The organism is Caulobacter sp. Root1472, from assembly GCF_001426985.1.
GTDB classification, from domain to species: Bacteria; Pseudomonadota; Alphaproteobacteria; order Caulobacterales; family Caulobacteraceae; genus Caulobacter; species Caulobacter rhizosphaerae.
This window is the reverse complement of sequence record NZ_LMFX01000031.1, coordinates 3,503-27,282: the sequence shown is the minus strand read 5'-3', so window position 1 is coordinate 27,282 and position 23,780 is coordinate 3,503. Positions and strand designations below refer to the sequence as shown.

27 protein-coding genes are annotated in these 23,780 nt (G+C 69.2%); 19 read left to right on the top strand and 8 right to left on the bottom strand.

The window, feature by feature from the left end; genetic code table 11:
* The first annotated feature begins 11 nt into the window (after positions 1-11).
* The gene (locus ASD47_RS18645; RefSeq protein WP_082564687.1) at positions 12-962 is read left to right on the top strand and encodes an SMP-30/gluconolactonase/LRE family protein; all 951 of its coding nucleotides are present in this window, start codon (positions 12-14) and stop codon (positions 960-962) included.
* 2 nt (positions 963-964) lie between these two features.
* Here ASD47_RS18645 and ASD47_RS18640 read toward each other — a convergent pair whose 3' ends face one another.
* Complete coding sequence (locus ASD47_RS18640) at positions 965-1,426, bottom strand: hypothetical protein (RefSeq protein WP_056759754.1); 462 nt, start codon at positions 1,424-1,426, stop codon at positions 965-967.
* Between the two features lie 59 nt (positions 1,427-1,485).
* Between ASD47_RS18640 and ASD47_RS18635 the strand changes: the two genes are divergently transcribed.
* Entirely contained in the window at positions 1,486-1,971 is a 486-nt protein-coding gene (locus ASD47_RS18635) for a MarR family winged helix-turn-helix transcriptional regulator (RefSeq protein WP_056759751.1), read from the top strand.
* Positions 1,972-1,988: 17 nt separating this feature from the next.
* On the opposite strand, the gene ASD47_RS18630 is transcribed toward ASD47_RS18635, so the two are convergent.
* Together ASD47_RS18630 and ASD47_RS18625 are read right to left on the bottom strand one after the other, a co-directional pair.
* A complete protein-coding gene (locus ASD47_RS18630; protein WP_056759749.1) occupies positions 1,989-2,666 on the bottom strand; it encodes a uracil-DNA glycosylase in 678 nt (225 codons plus the stop codon).
* A gap of 2 nt (positions 2,667-2,668) precedes the next feature.
* Positions 2,669-3,274 carry an NYN domain-containing protein gene (locus tag ASD47_RS18625; RefSeq protein ID WP_056759747.1) on the bottom strand — a complete coding sequence of 202 codons (606 nt, stop codon included), beginning with the start codon at positions 3,272-3,274 and terminating at the stop codon, positions 2,669-2,671.
* A gap of 14 nt (positions 3,275-3,288) precedes the next feature.
* Here ASD47_RS18625 and folK point away from each other — a divergent pair, with 14 nt between their 5' ends.
* The 3 genes from folK to ASD47_RS18610 all read left to right on the top strand — a co-directional run bounded on the left by folK (position 3,289) and on the right by ASD47_RS18610 (position 6,637).
* A complete protein-coding gene (folK, locus tag ASD47_RS18620) occupies positions 3,289-3,810 on the top strand; it encodes a 2-amino-4-hydroxy-6-hydroxymethyldihydropteridine diphosphokinase (protein ID WP_056759745.1) in 522 nt (173 codons plus the stop codon).
* Between the two features lie 117 nt (positions 3,811-3,927).
* Positions 3,928-5,976, top strand: coding sequence for a M13 family metallopeptidase (locus tag ASD47_RS18615; RefSeq protein ID WP_056759742.1), 2,049 nt, complete (start codon positions 3,928-3,930; stop codon positions 5,974-5,976).
* Between the two features lie 61 nt (positions 5,977-6,037).
* The gene (locus tag ASD47_RS18610; RefSeq protein ID WP_056759736.1) at positions 6,038-6,637 is read left to right on the top strand and encodes a YdeI family protein; all 600 of its coding nucleotides are present in this window, start codon (positions 6,038-6,040) and stop codon (positions 6,635-6,637) included.
* A 35-nt stretch (positions 6,638-6,672) separates the two neighbouring features.
* On the opposite strand, the gene ASD47_RS18605 is transcribed toward ASD47_RS18610, so the two are convergent.
* Both ASD47_RS18605 and ASD47_RS18600 read right to left on the bottom strand, forming a co-directional pair.
* A complete protein-coding gene (locus tag ASD47_RS18605) occupies positions 6,673-6,891 on the bottom strand; it encodes a helix-turn-helix transcriptional regulator (protein WP_056759735.1) in 219 nt (72 codons plus the stop codon).
* Positions 6,888-7,277: a hypothetical protein gene (locus ASD47_RS18600; RefSeq protein ID WP_056759734.1), complete on the bottom strand. Its 390-nt coding sequence runs from the start codon at positions 7,275-7,277 to the stop codon at positions 6,888-6,890. Before ASD47_RS18600 ends, ASD47_RS18605 begins: the two co-directional genes overlap by 4 nt.
* A gap of 225 nt (positions 7,278-7,502) precedes the next feature.
* Here ASD47_RS18600 and rpoZ point away from each other — a divergent pair, with 225 nt between their 5' ends.
* Entirely contained in the window at positions 7,503-7,862 is a 360-nt protein-coding gene (gene rpoZ / locus ASD47_RS18595) for a DNA-directed RNA polymerase subunit omega (protein WP_007671240.1), read from the top strand.
* A 188-nt stretch (positions 7,863-8,050) separates the two neighbouring features.
* Positions 8,051-10,201: a bifunctional (p)ppGpp synthetase/guanosine-3',5'-bis(diphosphate) 3'-pyrophosphohydrolase gene (locus ASD47_RS18590; protein ID WP_200945275.1), complete on the top strand. Its 2,151-nt coding sequence runs from the start codon at positions 8,051-8,053 to the stop codon at positions 10,199-10,201.
* A 188-nt stretch (positions 10,202-10,389) separates the two neighbouring features.
* Here ASD47_RS18590 and kdsA read toward each other — a convergent pair whose 3' ends face one another.
* From kdsA to ASD47_RS18575, 3 genes are read right to left on the bottom strand one after another with little or no spacing between them, the layout of a single operon-like run.
* Positions 10,390-11,241, bottom strand: coding sequence for a 3-deoxy-8-phosphooctulonate synthase (gene kdsA, locus ASD47_RS18585; RefSeq protein ID WP_056759732.1), 852 nt, complete (start codon positions 11,239-11,241; stop codon positions 10,390-10,392).
* A 38-nt stretch (positions 11,242-11,279) separates the two neighbouring features.
* On the bottom strand, positions 11,280-11,693 hold the full coding sequence (locus tag ASD47_RS18580; protein WP_056759731.1) for an NUDIX domain-containing protein: 414 nt from the start codon (positions 11,691-11,693) through the stop codon (positions 11,280-11,282).
* Complete coding sequence (locus ASD47_RS18575) at positions 11,654-11,896, bottom strand: hypothetical protein (protein ID WP_056759730.1); 243 nt, start codon at positions 11,894-11,896, stop codon at positions 11,654-11,656. The genes ASD47_RS18580 and ASD47_RS18575 overlap by 40 nt, the downstream gene beginning before the upstream one ends.
* A 265-nt stretch (positions 11,897-12,161) precedes the next feature.
* Here ASD47_RS18575 and pyrE point away from each other — a divergent pair, with 265 nt between their 5' ends.
* The 12 genes from pyrE (at position 12,162) to ASD47_RS18520 (ending at position 23,218) form a co-directional block, all read left to right on the top strand.
* On the top strand, positions 12,162-12,746 hold the full coding sequence (pyrE, locus tag ASD47_RS18570; protein WP_056759729.1) for an orotate phosphoribosyltransferase: 585 nt from the start codon (positions 12,162-12,164) through the stop codon (positions 12,744-12,746).
* 5 nt (positions 12,747-12,751) lie between these two features.
* Positions 12,752-13,507, top strand: a complete 756-nt coding sequence (locus ASD47_RS18565; protein ID WP_056759728.1) for a pyridoxine 5'-phosphate synthase — start codon at positions 12,752-12,754, stop codon at positions 13,505-13,507.
* Positions 13,504-13,905, top strand: a complete 402-nt coding sequence (acpS, locus tag ASD47_RS18560) for a holo-ACP synthase (protein ID WP_056759726.1) — start codon at positions 13,504-13,506, stop codon at positions 13,903-13,905. The genes ASD47_RS18565 and acpS overlap by 4 nt, the downstream gene beginning before the upstream one ends.
* A gap of 193 nt (positions 13,906-14,098) precedes the next feature.
* Positions 14,099-14,239, top strand: a complete 141-nt coding sequence (locus ASD47_RS26730) for a hypothetical protein (protein ID WP_156402317.1) — start codon at positions 14,099-14,101, stop codon at positions 14,237-14,239.
* Positions 14,240-14,410: 171 nt separating this feature from the next.
* The gene (gene lepB / locus ASD47_RS18555) at positions 14,411-15,259 is read left to right on the top strand and encodes a signal peptidase I (RefSeq protein ID WP_056759724.1); all 849 of its coding nucleotides are present in this window, start codon (positions 14,411-14,413) and stop codon (positions 15,257-15,259) included.
* Positions 15,256-15,957, top strand: coding sequence for a ribonuclease III (rnc, locus tag ASD47_RS18550; protein ID WP_056759722.1), 702 nt, complete (start codon positions 15,256-15,258; stop codon positions 15,955-15,957). The genes lepB and rnc overlap by 4 nt, the downstream gene beginning before the upstream one ends.
* 168 nt (positions 15,958-16,125) lie before the next feature.
* Positions 16,126-17,085 carry a GTPase Era gene (era, locus tag ASD47_RS18545; protein ID WP_056759721.1) on the top strand — a complete coding sequence of 320 codons (960 nt, stop codon included), beginning with the start codon at positions 16,126-16,128 and terminating at the stop codon, positions 17,083-17,085.
* Between the two features lie 84 nt (positions 17,086-17,169).
* Positions 17,170-18,045, top strand: a complete 876-nt coding sequence (locus ASD47_RS18540; protein WP_056759719.1) for an arylamine N-acetyltransferase — start codon at positions 17,170-17,172, stop codon at positions 18,043-18,045.
* Positions 18,046-18,777, top strand: coding sequence for a DNA repair protein RecO (gene recO / locus ASD47_RS18535; protein WP_056759717.1), 732 nt, complete (start codon positions 18,046-18,048; stop codon positions 18,775-18,777). It begins immediately after the preceding gene.
* Positions 18,778-18,981: 204 nt separating this feature from the next.
* On the top strand, positions 18,982-21,258 hold the full coding sequence (parC, locus tag ASD47_RS18530) for a DNA topoisomerase IV subunit A (protein ID WP_056759715.1): 2,277 nt from the start codon (positions 18,982-18,984) through the stop codon (positions 21,256-21,258).
* Positions 21,259-21,377: 119 nt separating this feature from the next.
* Positions 21,378-22,742 (top strand): serine hydrolase, encoded by a 1,365-nt coding sequence (locus ASD47_RS18525; RefSeq protein ID WP_056759713.1) that lies wholly within the window; start codon positions 21,378-21,380, stop codon positions 22,740-22,742.
* Between the two features lie 140 nt (positions 22,743-22,882).
* Positions 22,883-23,218 (top strand): UrcA family protein, encoded by a 336-nt coding sequence (locus ASD47_RS18520; protein ID WP_056759711.1) that lies wholly within the window; start codon positions 22,883-22,885, stop codon positions 23,216-23,218.
* The last annotated feature ends 562 nt before the right edge of the window (positions 23,219-23,780 follow it).

Below are 23,780 nucleotides of genomic sequence, written 5' to 3'. Positions count from 1 at the left end.
AGGCGTCCGCCATGACCTATCCGATCGTCGGCCAGATCCACCGGCTTTCGTCCAAGCTCGACGCCGTCGTCGCGCCGGACGCCGAGATCCAGCAGCTGGCCGACGGCTTCATCTGGGCTGAAGGCCCGGTCTGGGTGCGCGACGGCGGTTACTTGGTGTTCTCGGACGTGCCGGGCAACGTCATGTACCGCTGGAGCGCGGCGGACGGCGTCAGCGAGGTCCTGAACCCCTCGGGCTATGACGGCCCGCCCACCGACGCCTTCGTCGAGCCGGGCCAGAACGGCATGGCGCTGGACGCGACGGGTCATCTGCTGGCTTGCGACCACGGCAACCGCGCCCTGGCCAGGATCGACCTGAAGACGCGCGAAAAGACCTTCGTAGTCGACCGTTGGCAGGGCAAGCGGTTCAACAGCCCCAACGACCTGGCGGCGGCGAAGACGGGGGCGATCTATTTCACCGATCCCACCTACGGCCTGAAGGGCCGCAACGCCTCGCCGCTGCGCGAGCTGGACTTCAACGGCGTCTATCGCCTGCGCCCGGACGGAACTTTGGACCTGCTGGACGCCGAACTGAGCTTCCCGAACGGGATCGCCCTGTCGCCCGACCAGAGCCGGCTCTATGTTTCGGTCTCGGATCCCGACGATCCCAAGCTGGTGGTCTACGACCTGGGGGCGGACGGCCTGCCCACGTCAAAGGCCTTGTTCTTCGACGCCATGCCGCTGCGGGCGGCCGGCGGCCCGGGCCTACCGGACGGCCTGTGTCTGGACACCGAGGGCCGGCTCTACGCCACCGGCCCAGGCGGGGTGCTGGTGCTGACGTCGCAGGCCGAGTTGATCGGGGTGATCGAGACGGGCACGGCCATCGCCAACTGCGCGTTCGGCGAGGACGGCCGCACCCTGTTCCTCGCTTCGAACCACACCCTGGCGCGGGTGCGGCTGAAGACGACCGGGCTGGTGTGGTGAGGTCAGGTCGCCAGCAGGGCGATGATCGCCAGGCACAGCGACGCGGCGGCGGCCAGGTCCAGCAGCAGCCGCCAGCCGCTGGCGCGGACCCAGGTCATGGCGCGGGCATGCTGGTCGGCGTTGAAATCGCCGGCCTTCTCGAACGCTATCGCGCGCGGAATGAAATAGGCGAACGACCAGGCCCGCATCGCCACGTGGGCGACCAGGGCCGCCAGCAGCCACCGGCGCGCATCGGGACGGGTCCAGGCGCTCCACAGCGCCGCGCCCAGCAGGACCTCGAAGGCGAAGTGCGCCGGCATCCAGAACCGCTTGCGATTGATGCCGCCTCGGCTGGGTTGGACCAGGGCGGGATTGTCGGGCCACAACCGGTCGATCAGCGTGGTCTCGTAGACGCCGCCGCCCAGGCTGCCGGCGACCAGGATCAAGGCGGCGAAGGTCGTGACGACGGCGATGTCCATGTCCATTGGTCAGTTCCTTCGACAGATGTATCTTAGTGATCTAATATCTTAGTAGGTAAGATAATATGACGAAGACGTCAACGGGCGGCGAGGACGGTCGCCAGGCCTTGCTGTGGCGACTGCAGGCGGCGATGCGGGAAGCCAGCGCGCAAGGCGTGCTGATCAGCCAGACGATCGCCAACCGGGCCGGGCTGAACGCCAGCGACCTGGAGTGCCTGGACCTGATGCAGTTGCAGGGCCCTCGCACCGCGGGCGAACTGGCCAGGGCCACGGGCCTGACCAGCGGCGCGATCACCGGGCTGATCGACCGGCTGGAACGCGCCGGCTACGTGGCGCGCGAGAGCGATCCCGCCGATCGCCGCCGCGTGGTGGTGCGGGTGAGGCCCGAGAGCCTGACCGCCCTGAACGCGCTGTACGCTCCGCTGCAGGCCGCCAGCGAGGACTTGAACGCCCGCTATTCGGACGAGGACCTGGCGCTGATCGCCGCGTTCATGGAGCGCAACATCGCCATGGCGCGCGACTTCATCGCGGGCCTGAAGGCCGCGCCCTAGGCAAGCCGCGCGATGCCCTAAGGATTGGCGTCCAGATAGGCCTTCACCCGCTCAAACAACGCCTCGAACATCGGCGTGGTCAGCCGCCCGGTGTTCGTGTTCAGCCGCGAGCAGTGGTAGCTGTTGAACACCCGATACGGACCGGCCTGGAACTCGGTGCCATGGCCGGGCAGGCCGGCCGAGGCCTTCAGGCCCAGCGCCTTGAGCAGGTTGCGGCGCGAGACGTCGCCCAGGGTGACGATGGCCTTCAGGTTAGGAAACATCTCCAGCCGCGCGGTCAGGAACGGCCGGCAGTTGTTCTCCTCCGAGGTCTCAGGCTTGTTGCCGGGCGGGGCGCAGCGGACGGCGTTGGTCACGGCGCTGCCGACCAGCTTCAGGGAGTCGTCGGGCCGGGCCTCGAACTTGCCGGTGGCGAAGCCGTACTTGACCAGGGTGTCGTAGAGCAGGGTCCCCGCATAGTCGCCGGTGAACGGCCGACCGGTGCGGTTGGCGCCCTTGCGGCCGGGCGCCAGGCCCACGACCAGCAGCCGCGCCTCGTGATCGCCGAACGACGGGGCGGGGCCGTTGAACCAGTCCGGATAGAGCGCCTGGTTCTCGCGGCGATAGGCCACCAGCCGCGGACAGCGCGGGCAGTCGCGCGGCGGTTCGGCGGGCGAGGGCACGACCTCGCCGACGATGTTGGAGGGCTGGCCCATGCTCAGTCCTCGTCGGCGTCGTCTTGCGGGTCGGCGCCGCGCGCCGGATCGGTGACGAAGCGGGGCAGGCTGCTGGACCGCTGCGGCCGGCCGATGATGGCGCCGAGGTCGGCCAGGTCCACGAAGTTGTCGGCCTGGCGGCGCAGGTCGTCGCTGGTCATCGGCGGCTGGCTCTTCATCGTCGAGACCACGGTGACGCGGCGGCCCTTGCGCTGCACGGCCGCGACCAGGGACCGGAAGTCGCCGTCGCCCGAGAACAGCACCAGGTGGTCGACGGTCTGGGCCATTTCCAGCATGTCGACAGCGATCTCGACGTCCATGTCGCCGCGCCACCGCTTGCGACCCTGGCTGTCGGTGAACTCGCGGGCCGGCTTGGTCACCAGGGTGAAGCCGTTGTAGTCCAGCCAGTCGACCAGCGGACGGATCGGGGAATACTCCTCGTTCTCGGCGATGGCGGTGTAGTAATAGGCCCGCACCAGCACGCCGCGCTTGCGGAACTCGTCCAGCAGCTTGCGGTAGTCGATGTCGAAGCCCAGCGCCTTGGCGGCGGAGAAGAAATTGGCCCCGTCGATGAACAGCGCCAGGCGCTCGGTCGGGTAGAAGGTCACGTGATCGGAATTCCTTGAAAAATCAGCACGATCAAAAATGGCTCGATCAGGCGGTGGTGGTCGCCCTGGGCTGCAGCCTGCCCGGATCATACCCGAGTCGCGAGGTCTTGCTCGAAGCGGCCGTCGACGCCTTGGCGTCGGAAGGCCTGGCCGTGACGGGACGGTCCGCCTGGTGGACCTCGGCGGCTTGGCCCGACCCGGCCGCGCCAGCCTATCTCAACGGGGTCGTCCTGGTCGAGACGCGGTTGTCGGCGAGCGAGGTCCTGGAGGCCCTGCATCGCGTGGAGGCTCGCTTCGGCCGGGTCCGAGCGGAGGCCAATGCGCCGCGCACCCTCGACCTGGACCTGATCGCCCACGGCCGGACGGTGCTGGACGGGGTGGTGGTGGTGCCGCATCCAAGGGCCCATGAGCGGCTGTTCGTCATGGGGCCGCTGGCCCAGATCGCGCCCCGCTGGCGCCATCCGGTCTACGGTCGGACGGCGGCGGCGCTGGCGGCCGCCGCCACGGTGGGAATGGACGCCAAGCCGGCGGCGTAGCGGGACACGCCGTCCACATTGCCAAACTTTAATTCGCCGCTTGGCCAAGGCGGCTGGATAGTCCGCGCCAAAATCGTGCTGAGCGCCGCCGCGCTCGCGCTCCTTGGGACTTCCTGCATGACCCTGACCCGATCGCTGCTCGCCTGCGCCGCCGCCTGTGCGCTGCTGGCCTCCGCGCCCGCCTTTGCCGCCGACCTGAAGAGCGGGGTCGACAAGTCCGCCTTCGACACGGCGACCAAGCCCGGCGACGACTTCTGGACCTACGCCAACGGCGCGGCGATCAAGGCCAACCCGATCCCTGCCGACCGCAGCAGCTACGGCGTCGGCGCCATCCTGGTCGAGCAGGCCGCCAAGCGCACCGTCGACCTGATCCAGGCCGCGGCCAAGGACGGCGGCTCGCCCGACGCCAAGAAGGTCGGCGACTACTACGCCAGCTACATGGACGAAGCCGCCATCGAGAAGGCCGGGCTGGCGCCGATGCAGGCGGGCTTGGCGCGGATCGCGGCGATCAAGAGCCGCACCGACCTCGCCACCGTGCTAGGCGGCAACGTCCGCGCCGACGTCGACGCCCTGAACGCCACCGACTTCTACACCGACAACGTGCTGGGCCTGTGGGCCTCGCCGTCGTTCGACGACACCAGCAAGTACGCGCCGTTCCTGCTGCAGGGCGGGTTGGGCATGCCCGACCGCGAATACTACCTGTCGGACAAGGCGGCGATGAAGACCGTGCGCGACAAGTACCTCGCCCACATCGCCAAGGTCCTGACCCTGGGCGGGATCGCCGACGCCGAGGCCAAGGCCGCGCGGATCATGGCCCTGGAGACGAAGATCGCCCAGGCCTCGGGCAGCCGGGCCGACAGCGCCGACGTCCAGAGGGCCAACAACAGCTGGAGCCAGGCCGACTTTGTCTCGAAGGCACCTGGCCTTGACTGGAAGACCTTCTTCGCCGCCGCCGGCCTGGCCGACCAGCCGCGTTTCATCGTCTGGCATCCGACCATGGTCGTGGGCCTGGGCAAGGTCGCGGCCGACGAGAGCCTGGACACCTGGAAGGACTACCTGGCCTTCCACTATCTGGACCACTATTCGAACCTGCTGCCCAAGGCCTTTGTCGACGAGCGCTTCGCCTTCTACGGCCAGGCCCTGCAGGGCACGCCGCAGCTGTCGGCCCGCTGGAAGCGCGGCGTCAACTCGACCAACGCGGTGCTGGGCGAGGTGGTCGGCAAGCTCTATGTCGGCCAGTACTTCCCGGCCCGGTCCAAGGCCGAGGTGTCGGCCATGGTCGACACCATCAAGGCCGCGTTCGAGCGCCGCATCCAGGGTCTGGACTGGATGGCCCCGGAGACCAAGGCCGAGGCCCGCCGCAAGGTCGAGGTGCTGAAGGTCGGCGTCGGCTATCCCGACAAGTGGCGCGACTATTCGGCCCTGCAGATCGTGCGCGGCGACCCGGTCGGCAACGTCCAGCGCTCGGAGCAGTTCGAGACCGCCTACTGGATCGGGCAGCTGGGCAAGCCGGTCGATCGCGGCCAGTGGGTGATGACGCCCCAGACCGTCAACGCCGTGAACCTGCCGATGCTGAACGGGCTGAACTTCCCGGCCGCCATCCTGCAGGCGCCGTACTTCGACGCCGACGCTGATGCGGCGGCCAATTACGGCGGCACCGGCGGCACGATCGGCCACGAGATCAGCCACAGCTTCGACGACCAGGGCGCGCAGTTCGACAGCCAGGGGCGCCTGCGCAACTGGTGGACCCCGACCGACCTGGAGCACTTCCAGAAGGCCGGGGCGGCCCTGGCCGACCAGTTCGACGGCTACAAGCCGTTCCCCGACCTGGCCGTGAACGGCAAGCAGACCCTCAGCGAGAACATCGCCGACGTCGCCGGCCTGGCCGCGGCCCTGGACGCCTACCACGCCTCGCTGGGCGGCAAGCCAGCCCCGGTGATCGACGGCCTGACCGGCGACCAGCGGTTCTTCCTGGCCTACGCCCAGTCCTGGCGCGGCTACAGCCGTCCGGAGGCCGAGCGCCAGCAACTGGTCACCGACGGCCACGCCCCCGACCAGTACCGAGCCGACACCGTGCGCAACCTCGACGCCTGGTACGCCGCCTTCGGCATCAAGCCGGGCGACGCCCTGTACCTGCCGCCGGAAAAGCGCGTGAAGGTCTGGTAGGGGAGGCCTTTCCATCGTCCCGGGCTCGCGCCCGGGACGTCACGCTCGCCGAGAACCGCTGATGGCCGCCATCGAGGTCAACCCCGATCACGTCCACGAATTCGTCGACGCCGACGCCTTCCACGACTGGCTCTCGCGTCACCATGACAAGCAGAGCGAGGTCTGGATCAAGATCCACAAGGTTGGCTCGGGCCTGCCCTCGATCACCCCCAAGCAGGCGATCGACGTGGTGCTGTGCTGGGGCTGGATCGACGCGGTGCGCAAGGGCTTCGACGACCAGAGCTTCCTGCAGCGCTACACGCCGCGCGGCCGCAAGAGCGTCTGGAGCCAGATCAATGTCGACAATGTCGCGCGCCTGGTCGCCGAGGGGCGGATGACCCCGCACGGCCTCCGGGAAGTGGAGGCGGCCAAGGCCGACGGGCGCTGGGATCGCGCCTATGGCAGCGGCAAGAGCCTGAAGATCCCCGACGATCTGCAGGCCGCGATCGACGCCAGCCCACAGGCCAAGGCGATGCTGGGCAAGCTCACCGAACAGAACCGCTTCGCCCTGGCCTTCCGCGTGCACAACATGAAGACGGAGGCGGGGCGCAGGAAGAAGATCGAGACCTTCGTGGCCATGCTGGAGCGCGGCGAGACGATCTATCCGCAGAAGAGCCGGTAAGGGAGGGGCGACCCGCTGGCCGCCCCCAGACTCGCTCAGGCGACGTCGCGGGACCTCTGGGCGTGAGGATTGGGAAAGATCTCCTCGATCGTCAGGCCGAAGGCGCCGGCGATCCGGAACGCCAGATCGAGCGACGGGTCGTGCCGCTCAGTCTCCAGGGCGTTGATGGCGTAGCGCGACACGCCCACCGCTTGGCTGAGCTGCTCCTGGGTCCAGCCGCGCTCGGCCCGCAGCACCTTCAGGCGGCTCTTCATGCGCGGGTGTCCCGGATCAGCGGGGTCGCGATCCCGAACAGGCCCCAGAATAGCGGATAGATCAGCCAGGCCGGCAGGCGGGGCAGCCCGATGAGTTCCATCACGCTCCAGGCTGTGGCCAGCGCGATTGCGGCGGCGGCCGCGACGACCATTCGCCTCAGCGTCAGGGCGCGGACGAACTCGTCCTGAGCCGCGATCAGCCTGTAGGCGGCGCGGAACTGCAAGGCCACCGTGACGGCGGGGACAAGCGCCAGGAAGACCAGCACGGCGAGCGGCCAACCGGAGGCCCGTCCAACCGTTACGCCCGTCACGCACGCCAGGAACAGCATCCACGCGGCGATGGCGCCGAGCGTGTAGCGCCAGTTGGTCGGCCAGGTCGGGTTCATGTTGGGTTCTCCCATCATCGAGTTGGGTTTACCTAACATTGATTGAGATGTTAGGTCAACCCAACATCCGCCGTGGGGCGGCGCGCGCATGGAAGTCTGGACTTCTCCGGCCAAACCCGGCATAAGCGCCCCCTCGCGAAAGCCGGGACTTTGCCGATGCGGCGTTGTGTAACGCCGCTCAAGACCCTATTTTGCGATAACCAAGGCTCATAGCCCGAGGAATTCATGGCCCGCGTCACCGTCGAAGATTGCGTCGAGAAGGTTCCCAACCGCTTCGCTCTGGTCCTGCTGTCCGCCCACCGGGCGCGCGGCATCTCGGCCGGCGCCTCGCTGCTCGTCGATCGCGACAACGACAAGAACCCCGTCGTCGCCCTGCGCGAGATCGCCGACGACGTGGTCGACCACGAGGGCCTGAAGGAACAGCTGATCACCACGCTGCAGCGCGTGGACGAGCACACCGAAGCCGAGGAAGAGGCCGAAACCCTCGCCCTGCTGGCCGATCCCACCCACATGCAGATGAGCGAACTGGAACTGGTCCGCGCCCTGCAGAGCGACCGCGACGGCGGTCAGGAGGAGCGGTACTGAGCCCCGACGGCGCAGACCCTCTCATTCTCGAAGCGGCGCCCGCCGCCGCTCCGTCCGACCGCGCGCCCGAGATCTCTCCATCTGCTGGAGAGGAATCGGGCGCGTCTTCGTCTCTACCGGCCGCCAACGACGCGGCCCCCGCGGCCCCGGCCGCCAAGCCCCGCCAGAAGTTTCTCCGCCAGTACGAGCTGATCGAGCGTGTCCACGCCTACGATCCGACGGCCGACGAAGCCCTGCTGAACCGCGCCTATGTCTACGCCATGCGCATGCACGGCAGCCAGACGCGGGCCAGCGGCGACCCCTACTACGCCCACCCGATCGAGGTGGCGGGTATCCTGACCGAATACCGGCTGGACACCGCCACCATCGTCACGGCCCTGCTGCACGACGTGATCGAGGACACCCCGGTCACCAAGGAAGAGATCGCCAAGCTGTTCGGCGACGAGATCGGCGAGCTGGTCGAGGGCGTCACCAAGCTGTCGAAGCTGGAGCTCCAGGCCGAGCACGCCCGCCAGGCCGAGAACCTGCGCAAGTTCATCCTGGCCATCTCCAAGGACGTCCGCGTTCTGCTGGTCAAGCTGGCCGACCGTCTGCACAACATGCGGACGCTGCATTTCATCAAGAGCCAGGCCAAGCGCGAACGCATCGCTCGCGAGACGCGCGACATCTACGCGCCCCTGGCCCGCAACATCGGCTGCCACCGCATCTGCACCGAGCTCGAGGAACTGTCCTTCGAGCACACCAACCCGGTGGCCCGCAACGCGATCATCCGCCGGCTGGACACCCTGCGCGCCGAGCAGGGCGGGGCCGTGGCCCTGGTCAGCCAGGAGATCGCCGCCCGCCTGGAATCGTCGGGCCTGCCGGCCCGGGTGTTCGGCCGCGAGAAGTCGCCCTATTCGATCTGGCGCAAGCTGCAGCGCAAGTCGATCGGCTTCTCCCAGATGTCCGACATCTACGCCTTCCGGGTGATCGTCGACAGCGAGGAGGACTGCTACCGCGCCCTGGGCGTGGTGCATCGCGCCTGGTCCAGCGTGCCCGACCGCTTCAAGGACTTCATCTCGACCCCCAAGCGCAACAACTACCGCTCGCTGCACACCACGGTGGTGGGGCCGCGCGGCATGCGCATCGAGATGCAGATCCGCACCGAGGCCATGGACCGGGTCAACGAGGAGGGCGTGGCGGCCCACTTCCGCTATAAGGACGCCTCGTACGGCCTGGACCTGGAAGGCATGGAGGCGGCCGGCGGCCGCGATCCCCTGGCCAACCTGCGCCAGCTGGTCCAGGTGCTGGAGCACGGCGGCGACGCCGAGGAACTGGTCGAGCACGCCAAGCTGGAGATGTTCCTCGACCAGGTGTTCGTCTTCACGCCCAAGGGCAAGCTGGTCAGCCTGCCGCGGGGCGCCATGCCGCTGGACTTCGCCTATGCGGTCCACACCAGCGTCGGCGACACCTGCATCGGGGTGAAGATCAACGGCGAGCTGAAGCCGCTGCGGACCCTGCTCAACAACGGCGACGTGGTCGAGGTGGTGCGGGGCTCCAAGCCGGTGGTGCCGCCGGACTGGCGCTCGCTGACGGTGACCGGCCGCGCGCGCTCGGCCATCCGCCGTCACATCCGCCAGACCGAGAAGGAAGAGTTCCTGCGCCTGGGCCGCGCCTCGGTGGAGCAGGTGTTCGAGCGGGCCGGCAAGAAGCTGAAGGACGTGTCGCTGCGCCCGATCCTGGAGCGCTTCGCCCTGGAGGCCGAGGAAGCCCTGTTCGACGCCGTCGGCCGCGGCCGCGTCTCGCCCAGCCAGGTGCTGGAGACGGCCTTCCCGGGCATGAAGGACACGGACGTCGCCGTAGCCACGGCGCGGCGCAAGATCGAGGGCGGCACGGCCGCGCGGCTCTATGTGCGCGGCGGCGGCCTGACACCCGGCGTCTCGCTGCACTTCGCCCACTGCTGCAGCCCGGTGCCGGGCGACCGCATCGTCGGCATCCTGCGGGAGGACGGCGAGGGGCTGGACGTTCACACCATCGATTGCCCCAAGCTGGCCGAATACGAGGACCGCGAGGACCTCTGGCGCGACCTGAACTGGACGGCCGAGGCCGAGCGCGAGACGGTGTCCCTGGCCCGCCTGCACGCCACCATCGGCAACGCGCCGGGCGTGCTGGGCCAAGTCTGCACGATCATCGGCGAGGCCGGCGGCAACATCGTCAACCTGCGCATGCACCACCGGCAGAGCGATTTCTTCGACGTCGACATCGACGTCGAGGTGCGCGACGCCAAGCACCTGACCAACATCTCGGCGGCGCTGCGGACGTGCCCGACGGTGGAGACGGTGGACCGGACGCGGGGATAGGGCGGCCGGGGCTTCCCCATCATTCCAACTAGCTCCGTCATCCCGGGCCTTGTGCCCGGGACCCCTTTGTCCGCCGCAAGTGCGGGGGTGTGGCGCGCCAGCGCGCCAAAGCATCTCACCGTCAGCTGAACGAGGGGTTCCGGGCACCAGGCCCGGAATGACGGTAAAAAGGGGAGGTGTGTTGGCCCCTAACCGCGCACCACCCCGTGCAGCGCCTTCAAGGTCCGCAGCAAACCCGCCGCGTCGCTCAGCGGCAGGCAGCTGGGGCCGTCGCACAGGGCCTTGTCGGGCTCGGGATGGAACTCCAGGAACACTCCGTCCGCGCCCGCCGCCACGGCGGCCTTGGCGATGATCGGCACGCCCTCGCGGCGGCCGCCGGTCGAGCCGCCGGCGGTGCGCGGGTCGGCGCCGGGCAGCTGGACAGCGTGGGTGGCGTCGATGGTCACCGGCACGCCCAGGCTCTGCATCTGCGCGATGCCCAGCATGTCGACCACCAGGTTGTTGTAGCCGAACGAGGCGCCGCGTTCGCACAGCACGATCTGCAGGTCCGGCGCGGCCTCGCGGGCCTTGTGGACGATGTTCTTGCAGTCCCAGGGAGCGATGAACTGGGCTTTCTTGACGTGCAGCCAGCCGCCGGCCGCCGCCGTGGCCCGCGAGGCGGCGACGATCAGGTCGGTCTGGCGGCACAGGAAGGCGGGGATCTGCACCAGGTCGGCGACGGCGGCCACCGGCTCGGCCTGGTCGACCTCGTGAATGTCGGTGGCGATCGGCACGTCCAGCTTGGCCTTGATCTCGGCCAGCATGGCCAGGCCGTCCTTCAGGCCCGGGCCGCGATAGCTAGTGATCGACGAGCGGTTGGCCTTGTCGAAGCTGGCCTTGAACACATAGGGCAGGCCCAGCTCGGCGGTGATCGCCTTCAGCTCGCGCCCGACCTCCAGCGCCAGGTCGACGTTCTCCAGCACGTTCAGGCCGGCGATCACCGCCAGGGGCTGGCCGGCGCCCATCGAGATGTTCCAGCGCTTGAGGGTGACGACGGACATGGCGGGTCTTCCTGGTTGGGTCGGCGGTTGGCGCGAGCTTATGCCTTAAGCGCGGCGACCGCGTCGAGGGTCGCGGCGGTCAGGGGCGAGGGCAGGGCGTCCAAGGCGAACCAGCCCCAGTCGGCCAGGGCCTGCGGCTCCTGGATGGCCGGCTCGCCCACGCAGCCGTCGGCGCGATAGGTCACCGCCACCCAGTGGCTGTCCTCGGCAATCATGTCGGTGACGCACAGCACTGGGCCGGCGACGACGGTGATTCCCAGTTCCTCGAGGATCTCGCGCTCGGCGCAAGCGCGGCCGTTCTCGCCCCAGTCCAGCTTGCCGCCGGGCTGCCCCCAGCAGCCGGCCTCGGGCGGGCGGCGGCGCTGGACCAGCAGGATCCGGCCCTGGGCGTCGAGGATCGCCGCGCCGCAGCCTACGCGGGGGCGGGGAGGGGGGAAGGAATCGTCGGACATGGCTCCTTCCCTACACCGGCCTGCGCGTCGCGCCAGTCCAGGGTCTCGTTGATCTTGGCGAAGGCGGCCGCCACGCGGCTGGTGTCGGCCACGCGGCGGTAGATGCTGGCGTGGCCGGGCTTGCTGGCGCGCCGGGCCAGCAGGTCCAGGTCGTTCGCCTTCTTCAACAGGCTCGCCGAGGTCTCGATCAGATAGTTGGTCATGGGGAGCCACCTTCCAGGGTTGCTCACAGGTCCGCGGTCGCGGATCGGCTGGTCGTCGGGAGGTTTTCGCGCACGCGCTTACTTCGGCGGGTGGCCGTCGCGACTCACGGGCGGCCTTGAAGCGCTGACCCGGGACGACTCGTGTCCGCCTTACACACGTGGGGACCAAACCATAGCGGCTGAGCGGCGGTATTGTTCCCTCGTGGCGCGAGTTTGCCGTCGCGCGGTTTGTAGACTCGCGCCGCTCCGCCTATATCCCCCTCTCATGACCAACGATGACGTTCTCGACGAATTCCGCGCCGCCGGCGCCCTGCGCGAAGGCCACTTCGTGCTGTCCTCCGGCCTGCACAGCCCCGTCTTCCTGCAGAAGAACCTGGTGTTCATGCGGCCCGAGCGCTGCGCCCGCCTCTGCAAGGCGCTGGCCGAGAAGATCGTGGCCACGGTGGGCCAGCCCGACGTGGCCGTCTCGCCCGCCGTGGGCGGCATCATCCCGGGCTACGAGACCGCCCGCTGGCTGAACGTCGCCTCGATCTATGTCGAACGCGAGGGCGGCGCCTTCAAGTTCCGCCGCGGCTTCCACCTGGAGCCTGGCCAGAAGGTGGTGATGGTCGAGGACATCGTCACCACCGGCCTGTCGTCGCGCGAGTGCATCGCCGCGATCCAGGCGGCCGGCGGCGACGTGATCGCCGCGGCCTGCATCGTCGACCGCTCGGGCGGCAAGGTCGATGTCGGCGTGCCGCTGGTGTCGTTGTGCAGCCTGGAGGTCCCGGCCTATCCGGCCGACGCCCTGCCGCCGGAACTGGCGGCCGTGCCGATCGAGGATCCGGGCAGCCGGCGCCTGAAGGGCTGATCGGCATGCTGCGGCTCGGCGTCAACATCGACCACGTGGCCACGATCCGCAACGCGCGCGGAGCCAGCTATCCCGAGCCGGTGCGGGCCGCGGAGCTAGCCCTGGCGGCCGGCGCCGACGGCATCACCGCCCACCTGCGCGAGGACCGCCGCCACATCAGCGACGCCGACATCGTCCTGCTGACCGATCTCTGCCTCAAGCGTGGCAAGCCGCTGAACTTCGAGATGGCGGTCACCGACGAGATGGTCGGCATCGCCCTGCAGGCCCGGCCGCACGCCGCCTGCCTGGTGCCCGAGCGTCGCGAGGAGGTCACCACCGAGGGCGGGCTGGACGTGGTGCGCGGCAAGGTCCGTATCGTCGAGGCTGTCGCCCGCCTGCGGACCGTCGGCGCGCGGGTGTCGCTGTTCATCGAGGCCGATCCCGCCCAGATCCGCGCCTCGGCCGAGGCCGGCGCCCAGGTGGTCGAACTGCACACCGGCGCCTATTGCGACGCCGCCCGCGAGGGCCACGCCGACCGCGCCGCCGCCATCCTGCAACGGCTGAAGACCGGGGCGGAACTGGCCGCCAGCCTGGGCCTGGAGGTCCATGCCGGCCACGGCATCGACTACGCCACGGTCAAGCCGATCGCCGCCATCCCGCAGGTCGCCGAGCTGAACATCGGCCACTTTCTCATAGGGGAAGCGATTTTCGTGGGCCTGCCCCAGGCCATGCAGCGGATGCGGGCCCTGATGGACGCCGCCCGCCTGGAGACGGTCGCGTGATCATCGGGATCGGCTCGGACCTGTGCGACATCCGCCGGATCGAGAAGTCCCTCGAACGCTTCGGCGACCGGTTCACGAACAAGGTCTTCACCGAGATCGAGCGCAAGCGGTCCGAGCGCAAGCCCGACCGCGCCTCCAGCTACGCCAAGCGCTTCGCCGCCAAGGAGGCCTGCTCCAAGGCCCTGGGCACCGGCCTGAAACGCGGCGTCCACCTGGCGGGCATGGGGGTGGTCAACCTGCCGTCGGGCAAGCCGACCATGGCCCTGACCGGCGGCGCGGCCGAGCGCTTGGCCGCGATGGTCCCCGAGGGCATGACGGCGGTGGTCCACCTGTCGCTCACGGACGACCATCCCTACGCCCAGGCCTTCGTGATCATCGAGGCGGTGCCTGCGACCTAGATAGATCCTCCCCCTGTGGGGGAGGTGTCGGCGCAGCCGACGGAGGGGGGGGAGTGTTTCGTCCCCCGGCAACATCCCCCCACCGGCCTTCGGCCGCCTCCCCCACGGGGGAGGACCTAAAAAGCGCGGCCCCTGCCTTGCACCCAGCATTCCCAAGCGCCGCCTACGGCGCCGTTCTGGGACGGGGAAGCACATGGCCATCTGGAGCGATGCCGACGGCAAGACGGCGCGTGGCGGGCAGCCGAAGCCCTGGCAGGCGCGGCCGCTGGCCTGGCTGGTGGTCAGTTGGGGCTTCTTCGCCCTGGTGCTGCTGGCGATCCTCGCCACATTTTGACCCCGGACTCCGGGATCAAGCTGGACCACGCGCCGGTTTGGGGCGCGACGTCGGGCCGCGCACGCCATGAAGGCGAGTTAACGGGCGCCACGCTTGCTCCCGTCGTAAACCCCGTCTAGCTAGGCGCGTCGGGTTCGCCCGCCGTCCATTTCGTCGAGAGCCCTGCAGCGCATGACCGAAGCCGCCGACACCGAAACGCCCGACGACAAGGCCGGGGCGGTCAAGGAGTTCATCGAGATCGTCAAGACGGTCGCCTACGCCCTGGCGATCGCCCTGGTGCTGCGGGTGCTGCTGTTCCAGCCGTTCACGATCCCGTCGGCGTCGATGGAGCCCAACCTCTACCAGGGCGACTACATCATCGTGTCGAAGTACAGCTACGGCTGGTCCAAGCATTCCATCCCGTTCAGCCCGCCGCTGTTCGACGGCCGCATCCTGGGCAAGGCGCCCACTCGCGGCGACATCATCGTCTTCAAGCTGCCGCGCGACCCCAATGTCGACTACATCAAGCGCCTGATCGGCGTGCCCGGCGACCGGGTGCAGGTGCGCGGCGGTGTGGTCTACATCAACGGCAAGGCCCTGCCGCGCAGGGAGATGCCCTCGGCCTTGGTCGACACCGGCTACGGCACCATCCGCGCCGGCCGCTTCGAGGAGACCAATCCCGAAGGCCGCAAATACGCCACCCAGGACTACGGCCCCGACAGCGACGCCGACAACACGGGCGTCTATGTGGTGCCGCAGGGCTGCTACTTCTTCATGGGCGACAACCGCGACAACTCGCTGGACAGCCGCTTTGATCCGGGTGTCTCGGCCTTCAAGACCGGCCCCGGCACGTGCAAGTGGGACTACGCCAACGACCAGTACATCGGGATGCAGGAAGGCGTCGGCTTCGTGCCGGCCGAGAACCTGGTGGGCCGCGCCCAGCTGATCCTGCTGTCCTGGAACGCCGACGCCCACCTGTTCAAGCCGTGGACCTGGTTCACCGAGGCCCGGCCGAGCCGCTTCTTCCGCGTCCTGAAATGACCGATCGGCGCGCCGTCGCCGTCGGCGACCTGGAGCGCCGGATCGGCCATACGTTCCAGGATCGCCAGTTGCTGGAGCTGGCCCTGACCCACGCCAGCGTGGGCGATGGGGCCAAGAAGGCCGGCGACAACGAGGTGCTGGAGTTCATCGGCGACCGCGTGCTGGGCCTGCTGGCCGCCGAGGCCCTGGCCGAACGTTTTCCCAAGGCCAAGGAAGGCGAGCTGGCCCCACGCCTGAACGCCCTGGTCAGCCGCGAGACCTGCGCCCGGGTGTCCCGGGCCGCCAATGTCGGCCCAGCTCTGCGCCTGTCGGCCTCGTCCAGCAAGATCGGCGGCCGCGAGACCGACTCGATCCTGGCCGGCGCCGCCGAGGCGCTGATGGCGGCGCTCTACCGCGACGGCGGGTTGGAGACGGCCCGGCGGGTGTTCCTGGACCTGTGGGCCGACGAGTTCGAGCGCGCCAACCAGGGCAAGCCGCGCGACCCCAAGACCGCGCTGCAGGAATGGGCTCAGGGCAAGGGCAAGCCGCTGCCGACCTACGCGGTCAAGGACCGCAAGGGTCCCGACCATGCGCCGGTGTTCACCGTGCAGGTGACGGTGGCCGGGCTGGATCCGGTCCATGCCGAGGGCCGCTCGCGGCAGGAGGCCGAGAAGGCCGCCGCCAAGGCGCTGCTGGAGCGGGAAGGGGCGGGGGTCTAGGCGGCGATCGCTTGCCCCCCACGGGTCGCTTCGCGACCGTCTTCCCCCAGAGGGGGAAGAGCCTAGAACGCGAAGGCTCCGCCCCCTCTGGGGGCGGACAGACCGCGAAGCGGTCAGGCGGGGGCAAGTGTTAGCCCCCGCGGCGCATCGGTGCTACACGCACCCGCAATGACTGACACCACCTCCCAAAACCAAAACACCCGCGCTGGGTTCGCCGCCATCATCGGCGCCCCGAACGCCGGCAAGTCCACCCTGGTCAACCGCATGGTCGGGGCCAAGGTCTCGATCGTCACCCAGAAGGTCCAGACCACGCGCTTTCCCGTGCGCGGCGTAGCCATGACCGGCCAGACCCAGATCGTCCTGGTCGACACCCCCGGCATCTTCACCCCCCGTCGCCGCCTGGACCGCGCCATGGTCCGCTCCGCCTGGAGCGGCGCTGAGGACAGCGAAGTCGTCGTCCACCTGGTCGACGTCCAGGCCGAACTGGCCGTGCGCGAGCGCAGCGCCACCCCGGGCGAGCACCGCTCGGTGCAGGACGTCCAGACCATCATCGAGGGCCTGAAGGCCGCCGGCCGCCAGGTGATCCTGGCGCTGAACAAGATCGACGGCGTCAAGCGCGAGACCCTGCTGGCCGTCACCCAGGACCTCCACGACACCGGGGTCTATTCCGAGGTGTTCATGATCAGCGCCGCCACCGGCGCCGGCGTCGACGACCTGATGGCCAAGCTGGCCTCGCTGATGCCGGAGGGGCCCTGGCTCTATCCGGAAGACCAGACCGCCGACCTGCCGGCCCGCCTGCTGGCCGCCGAGATCACCCGCGAGAAGATCTACCTGCGTGTCCACGAGGAGCTGCCCTACGCCGCCTCGGTGGAGACCACCGCCTTCGAGGAACGCCCGGACGGCAGCGCCCGCATCGAGCAGACCATCTATGTCGAGCGCGACGGCCAGCGGGCCATCGTGCTGGGCAAGGGCGGCGAGGTGATCAAGTGGATCGGCAAGGCGTCCCGCGAAGAGCTGCAGGACATCCTGGACCGCAAGATCCACCTGTTCCTGCACGTCAAGGTCAAGGAGAACTGGGCCGAGGAGCGCGGCCTGTTCAACGACATGGGCCTGGATTTCGACGTTTAGGGCGCGCTAGCGTTCGGCGCGGGGTGGCAATCCCGCGCCGAAGCGTTACCTGTAGGCCTGAGAACAGACAGGGAATATCGGCCCGTGAGCAAGCTTGACATTGCGCCCGCCCAAGCGGCCTCGCCCAGCGTTGACCTGGACGCCTATTTCGCCCGCATCGGCTATGACGGCCCGCGCGAGCCGACGCTCGACGTGCTGCGCGCCCTGCACCAGAAGCACCCCGACGCGATTCCCTTCGAGAACCTCGACGTGCTGCTGGGCAAGGCGATCAGCCTGGACCCGGCCGAGGTCGACGCCAAGCTGATCGCGGCCGGGCGAGGGGGCTATTGCTACGAGCAGAACGGCCTGTTCAAGCGGGTGCTGACGGCCCTGGGCTTCGAGGTCACGGGGCTGATGGCGCGGGTGCTGTGGATGGTTCCCGACCATTTGCCGCCGCGCCCGCGCTCGCACATGATGCTGGCCGTGCGGGCGCCAGGCGACGACACGACCTGGCTGGCCGACGTCGGCTTCGGCGGCTGCGTGCTGACCGGGCCGCTGGCGTTGTTCTCCGACGCGGTGCAGGCCACGCCCAACGGCGATTTCCGCATCCTGCCGATCGACGAACTGGGCGGCGAGCGGCAGGTCCAGGCCAACCTCTCGGGCCGCTGGGCGGCGACCTACCAGGTGGCGCTCGGCGCCTGGGCCGACCAGGACTACGAGCAGGCCAACTTCTACACCTACGCCCATCCCAGCTCGCACTTCACCTTCAGCCTGACGGCCGGCCGCACCACGCCGACCGCCCGCTACGCCCTGAAGAACAACCGCCTGACCTGGCGGGACGCCGGCGGGGCCCTGGTCGAGCAACGCGACCTGTCGGCCGACGAACTGGAGACGACCCTGCGCGACGTGCTGGGCCTGCCGGTCCAGCCGGCGTGGCGGCCGCTGATCGAGACGATCGTGGGCTGGGGGACCCAGGCCTAGATGGAGTGGGAAGACGAGGCCTTCGTGCTGTCGGCGCGGGTCCATGGCGAGACCGGGGCGATCGTCGAGCTCCTGACCCAGGATCGCGGCAAGTTCGCCGCCCATGTCTCGGGCGCGGCCTCGCGGCGGATGAAGCCCTTCCTGCAGGCCGGCGCCAAGGTCATCGCCCGCTACCGCGCCCGGGTCAGCGACCAGCTGGGCGCGGCTAGTCTGGAGCCGATGGGCGAGGGGCCTTCGTCGCTATTCGACGAGCCCCTGGCCCTGTCGGGGCTGTCGGCCGCCGCCGCCGTGGCCGCCGGGGCTCTGCCCGAGCGCGAGGCTCATCCGGGGGCCTTCCACGCCCTGGAGGCCCTGATCGCCGCCCTGGCTGTCCCGGCCATCTGGCCGGCGGTCTATGTGCGGTTCGAGGCCGGGCTGCTGCAGGACCTGGGCTTTGGCCTGGACCTGTCCCGATGCGCCGCCACCGGCGCTCTGGACGACCTGGTCTATGTCAGCCCGCGCACCGGCCGGGCGGTCAGCCGCGAGGCCGGCGCGCCGTATCACGACAAGCTGCTGCCGCTGCCGCCGTTCATGCTTTCGGCCCAGGGCGGGCTGGTCGACGGCGACGTCGGGGCGGGCCTGGACATCACCGGCCACTTCCTCGAGCAGTTCGTGTTCCACCCTCTGAACAAGCCGCTGCCCCCCGCCCGGGTGTGGCTGCTGGACCGGCTGGGCGAGGCGGGGCGGTTGTGAGGGTTCGCCCCCTTGCCCCCACCTGACCGCTGCGCGGTCTGTCCGCCCCCAGAGGGGGCGGAGCCTTCGCGCCTAGGCTCTTCCCCCTCCGGGGGAAGACGGTCGCGAAGCGACCCGTAGGGGGCAAGTGAGCCGTATCCCAAACTCTCGAAGCCTGCCTGCCACATCTGCTACTGTGCCTTTCACGCGTAACGAATCTCCCCGATGAACAAACCAGTCCTACCTCCCCCCGGCGGCCCGGAAGACGGCCGCATCCTTGATGAGCCGCTGAGCGAGGCGCTGTCCAAGCGCTACCTGGCCTATGCGCTGTCGACGATCGGCTCGCGGGCCCTGCCCGACGTGCGCGATGGCTTGAAGCCCGTGCACCGCCGCGTGCTGCACGCGATGAACAACATGCGCCTCAACCCCGAAGGCGCCGCGCGCAAGTGCGCCAAGGTGGTCGGCGAGGTGATGGGCAACTTCCACCCGCACGGCGACCAGTCGATCTACGACGCCCTGGTCCGCCTGGCCCAGGACTTCGCCCAGCGCGTGCCGCTGGTCGACGGCCAGGGCAACTTCGGCAACATCGACGGCGATAATCCCGCCGCCATGCGCTACACCGAGTGCAAGATGACCGCCGCGGCCATGCTGCTGCTGGACGGCATCGACGAGGACGCGGTCGACTTCAAGCCGTCTTACGACGGCCAGGACGAGGAGCCGGTGGTCCTGCCGTCGGGCTTCCCCAACCTGCTGGCCAACGGCTCGTCGGGCATCGCCGTGGGCATGGCCACCTCGATCCCGCCGCACAACCCGGCCGAGCTGATCGACGCCTGCCTGCTGCTGCTGGGCAAGCCCGAGGCGACCACCGCCGAGATCCTGGAGCGCGTGCCGGGCCCCGACTTCCCGACCGGCGGTGTGATCGTCGAGTCCCGCGAGAGCCTGCTGGAGACCTACGAGACCGGTCGCGGCGGGGTGCGCACCCGCGCGAAATGGGAGAAGGAAGACACCGGCCGCGGCACCTACCAGATCGTCGTCACCGAGATCCCGTACCAGGTCAAAAAGTCCGACCTGGTCGAACAGCTGGCCGACCTGATCGATAGCAAGAAGGCCGCCCTGCTGGGCGACGTGCGCGACGAGAGCGCCGAGGACATTCGCCTGGTCCTCGAGCCCAAGTCCAAGAACGTCGAGCCCGAGGTGCTGATGGAGAGCCTGTTCAAGCTCTCGGCGCTGGAAAGCCGCTTCCCGGTTAACATCAACGTGCTGGACGCCAAGGGTACGCCGGGCGTGATGGGCATCAAGCAGTGCCTGATGGCCTTCCTGGCCCACCGCCGCGAGGTGCTGACCCGCCGGGCCCGCCACCGCCTGGCCAAGATCGAAGCCCGCCTGCACATCCTGGACGGCCTGCTGATCGCCTACCTCAATCTGGACGAGGTGATCCGCATCGTCCGCTACGAGGACGAGCCCAAGCAGAAGCTGATCGCCGCCTTCGCCCTGTCGGAGATCCAGGCCGACGCCATCCTCAACACCCGCCTGCGCCAGCTGGCCAAGCTGGAAGAGATGGAGATCCGCCGCGAGCACGCCGAACTGGTGGAGGAGCGCGACGGCATCCTGGGCATGCTGGCCAGCGACCGCAAGCAGTGGGACCTGGTCGGCACGGGCCTGCGCCAGGTGCGCGCCATCCTGGTCAAGATCCAGCATCCGCACGACAAGCCACGCCCGACCGGCGTGATCGGCCGCTCGATCTTCGCGGACGCGCCGGTGGTCGACGCCGACGCCGCCCTGGAGGCGATGATCGTGCGCGAGCCGATCACCGTCATCCTGTCGGACCGCGGCTGGATTCGCGCCGCCAAGGGCAAGATCGACGACCCGTCCGAGCTGAAGTTCAAGGAAGGCGACAAGCTGGGGTTCCTGGCCCCGGCCGAGACCACTGACAAGCTGTTGCTGTTCACCAGCGACGGGCGGTTCTTCACGATCAGCTGCGCCAACCTGCCGTCGGCGCGGGGCCATGGCGAGCCCGTGCGGATGATGATCGAGCTCGACGACAAGGTGAAGATCATCGACATGTTCCCGTTCAAGGCCGGGCGCAAACGCTTCCTGGCCTCGAAACAGGGCTATGGCTTCCTGATGCCGGAGGAAGAGGCCCTGGCCAACCGCAAGGCGGGCAAGCAGGTGCTGACCGTCGACTCCGCCGGCGCCGCCTTCTGCCTGGAGGCGGTCGGCGACCAGATCGCGGTGATCGGCGACAACGGCAAGATCCTGATCTTCCCGCTGGAGGAGCTGCCGGAAATGCCGCGCGGCAAGGGCGTCAAGCTGCAGTCGTACCGTGAAGGGGGATTGCGCGACGCGATCTCATTCACCACCGACGGCGGCGCCTTCTGGATCGACACGGCCGGTCGTCGCCGCGACTGGACCGAGTGGAAGGACTGGATCGGCCGCCGCGCCGGCGCCGGCAAGCTGTCGCCCAAGGGCTTCCCGACGTCCAAGCGGTTCCGGCCCAAGTGATGCCTCCCTCGTTCGTCATCCCGCGCGCGGCGCATTCATCCGGCCCGCCGGAGGCGTCGCGCCTTGGGTCGGTCCTGGATCTTCGCTAGTCTTGCGCCGGGATGACGCGATCTGATCACATGAACACGGTGTTCAAGCGCACCGCCAGCGCCCTGGCCGGCCTGCTGGGGCTGGCCGCCGCCGGGGCGGCGGGCGCCGCGGCCTTGCCGGTGGCCAAGCCCGAGACGGCCGGGTTCTCGGCCGAGCGGTTGCGCAAGCTGGACGAGACGATGCAGGCCCTGGTCGACCAGGGCCAGATCGCCGGCGGCGTCACGGTGCTGGGGCGCCACGGCCGGATCGTCTCGCTGAAGGCCTTCGGCAAGCGCAGCCTGGAGACCGGCGAGGCCATGCCCGCCGACGCCATCTTCCGCATCCGCTCCGAGACCAAGGCGGTCACCGGGGTGGCGATGCTGATCCTTTACCAGGAGGGCCGGTGGCGGCTCGACGATCCGGTCACCGAATATCTGCCGGAGCTGGCCGACCTGCGCGTGGCCTCGGGCGTCGACGCCCAGGGACGGCCGATCCTGACTCCGGTCAGCCGCCCGCCGACCATGCGCGAGCTGATGACCCACACGGCCGGCTTCGCCTACGGCCTGGCCGACGATCCGGCCAGCTTGGCCGACCAGGCCTATTACCGGGCCGGGGTGCTGCAGTCCGACAGCCTGGACCACATGGTCCGCAAGGTGGCCATGCTGCCGATGTACGCCCAACCGGGGGTGATGTGGCGCTACAGCGTCGCCGCCGACCTGCAGGGACTGATCGTCGAGCGCCTGACGGGCCAGACCCTGCCGGTGTTCATGGAGGAGCGGATCTTCCGTCCCCTGAAGATGAAGGACACCGCCTTCTGGGCCCCGGCCGAGAAGCTGCCGCGCCTGGCCGCCCTCTATGACGGTGATCCGGCGACGGGCAAGCTGATCCCGGCCAACGAGGGGCCGTGGCGCGACGTCTCCAGGCCGCCGCCGGCGCCGTCCGGGGGCGGGGGCCTGCTGTCCACCGCCGGCGATTTCGCCCGCTTCGCCCAGATGATCCTCAACGGCGGCGAACTGGACGGGGTGCGCATCCTGCGGCCGGAGACCGTGGCCCTGATGCGGTCCAACCACCTGCCGCCCAGCTTCCAGGTCACCACCAACGGCACGGCCGGGGTGCTGCGGCCCGACCAGAAGCCGTTTCCGTTCAGCGCCGGCATGGGCTACGGCCTGGACGTGGCCGTGGCGGTCGATCCCCGCCTGTCCGGCGCCCCGGTCGGGCCCGGCACGATCAGTTGGGGCGGCAGCGCCGGCACCTGGTTCTGGATCGACCCCAGCAACGACCTGTTCTTCATCGGCATGATCCAGCGCCTGGGCGGGGTGGGCTCGGGCCTGGACGCGACGACGCGCACGGTGGTCTACCAGGCGCTGGAACGTCCGCCGGTCAAGGAAGCGCGGCTGAACTCTTCTTCGCGATAATATGCGCGGAAAGATTACAGGTCGTTCACTCCATGAATACGACGTCATGAAGCAGACGTAACGCGTATTCGTAGAACAACCCGGTCATTCTACCTCTCGAAAGCGGCGCGAACGGCGTCGCCAGGACAGGGGAGGCGGACATGAGCCGGTTCATCGCCAGACTTTCGACGGCGGCAATTCTGGCCCTGGCGGCCTTGCCGGCCCTGGGTCTGGCGCAAGTCGCCCACGCCGCGCCGGCCAGGCCTGCGGTGCTGGCCACGATCCGGGTCGGCGACCTTGACCTTTCGCGCCCAGACGACGCCCGCCAGCTCCAGGCCCGGATCGAGGCGGCCGGCGAGAGGGTCTGCGACGCCCGCGTCCGGGCCGAAAAGCTCGACCGCTGGTCAGCCCGCGCCTGCCGCATCGATATTCGCGACGAGGTCCAGTCCAAGCTGTCGCGCCGGCAAGCCGAGGTCCTGCAAGCGGTCGGCGGCTAGGCCATGAGATCCTCCCCTCGGGGAGGTGGCGGGAGCGCCGGGCGCGCCACACGGCCCGGCCGCTTTATCCCTCAGAGCGCTCACGGCGTCGCCTGTCCCCAGCCCCAAGGGGGGACGCCCCGAGGCTCCCGCCGAGTGCGTTGACGTCAGGAGCTCGTCCGGGTTCTCCAAAGTCGCCGCCGTAGGGGACATGCCCTTGCGGCGTGTCCCCAGGTCTCGCACGGCGTCAGGCGGTCGGGGGCACGCCGCAAGGGCGCGTCCCCAGTCGTGCGCTTATCCTCTGGGTATCCGCGACGAACCTGAGCAAAATCAACGCCCTGAACTTTCTCGACCTAACTTATCCTCACCCCTTCAAATTGCCCTTATCCTGATCCCACCTCGTTGCAGGGAAAGGGCGCATGGCCAGCGACCGATGCGGCGGCGGGGGGCGATCGAGCGGGAAGCTCCGTCGGCGGTCTCTCGGGACCAAACCTCGCGTCTCTGGAGCCGGTCGGGCCTGGAACACAAAAACGACGTGGCGCGAGGGCTGGCGGAGCAACAGGCGGGCGGTGACGCGCTCGCG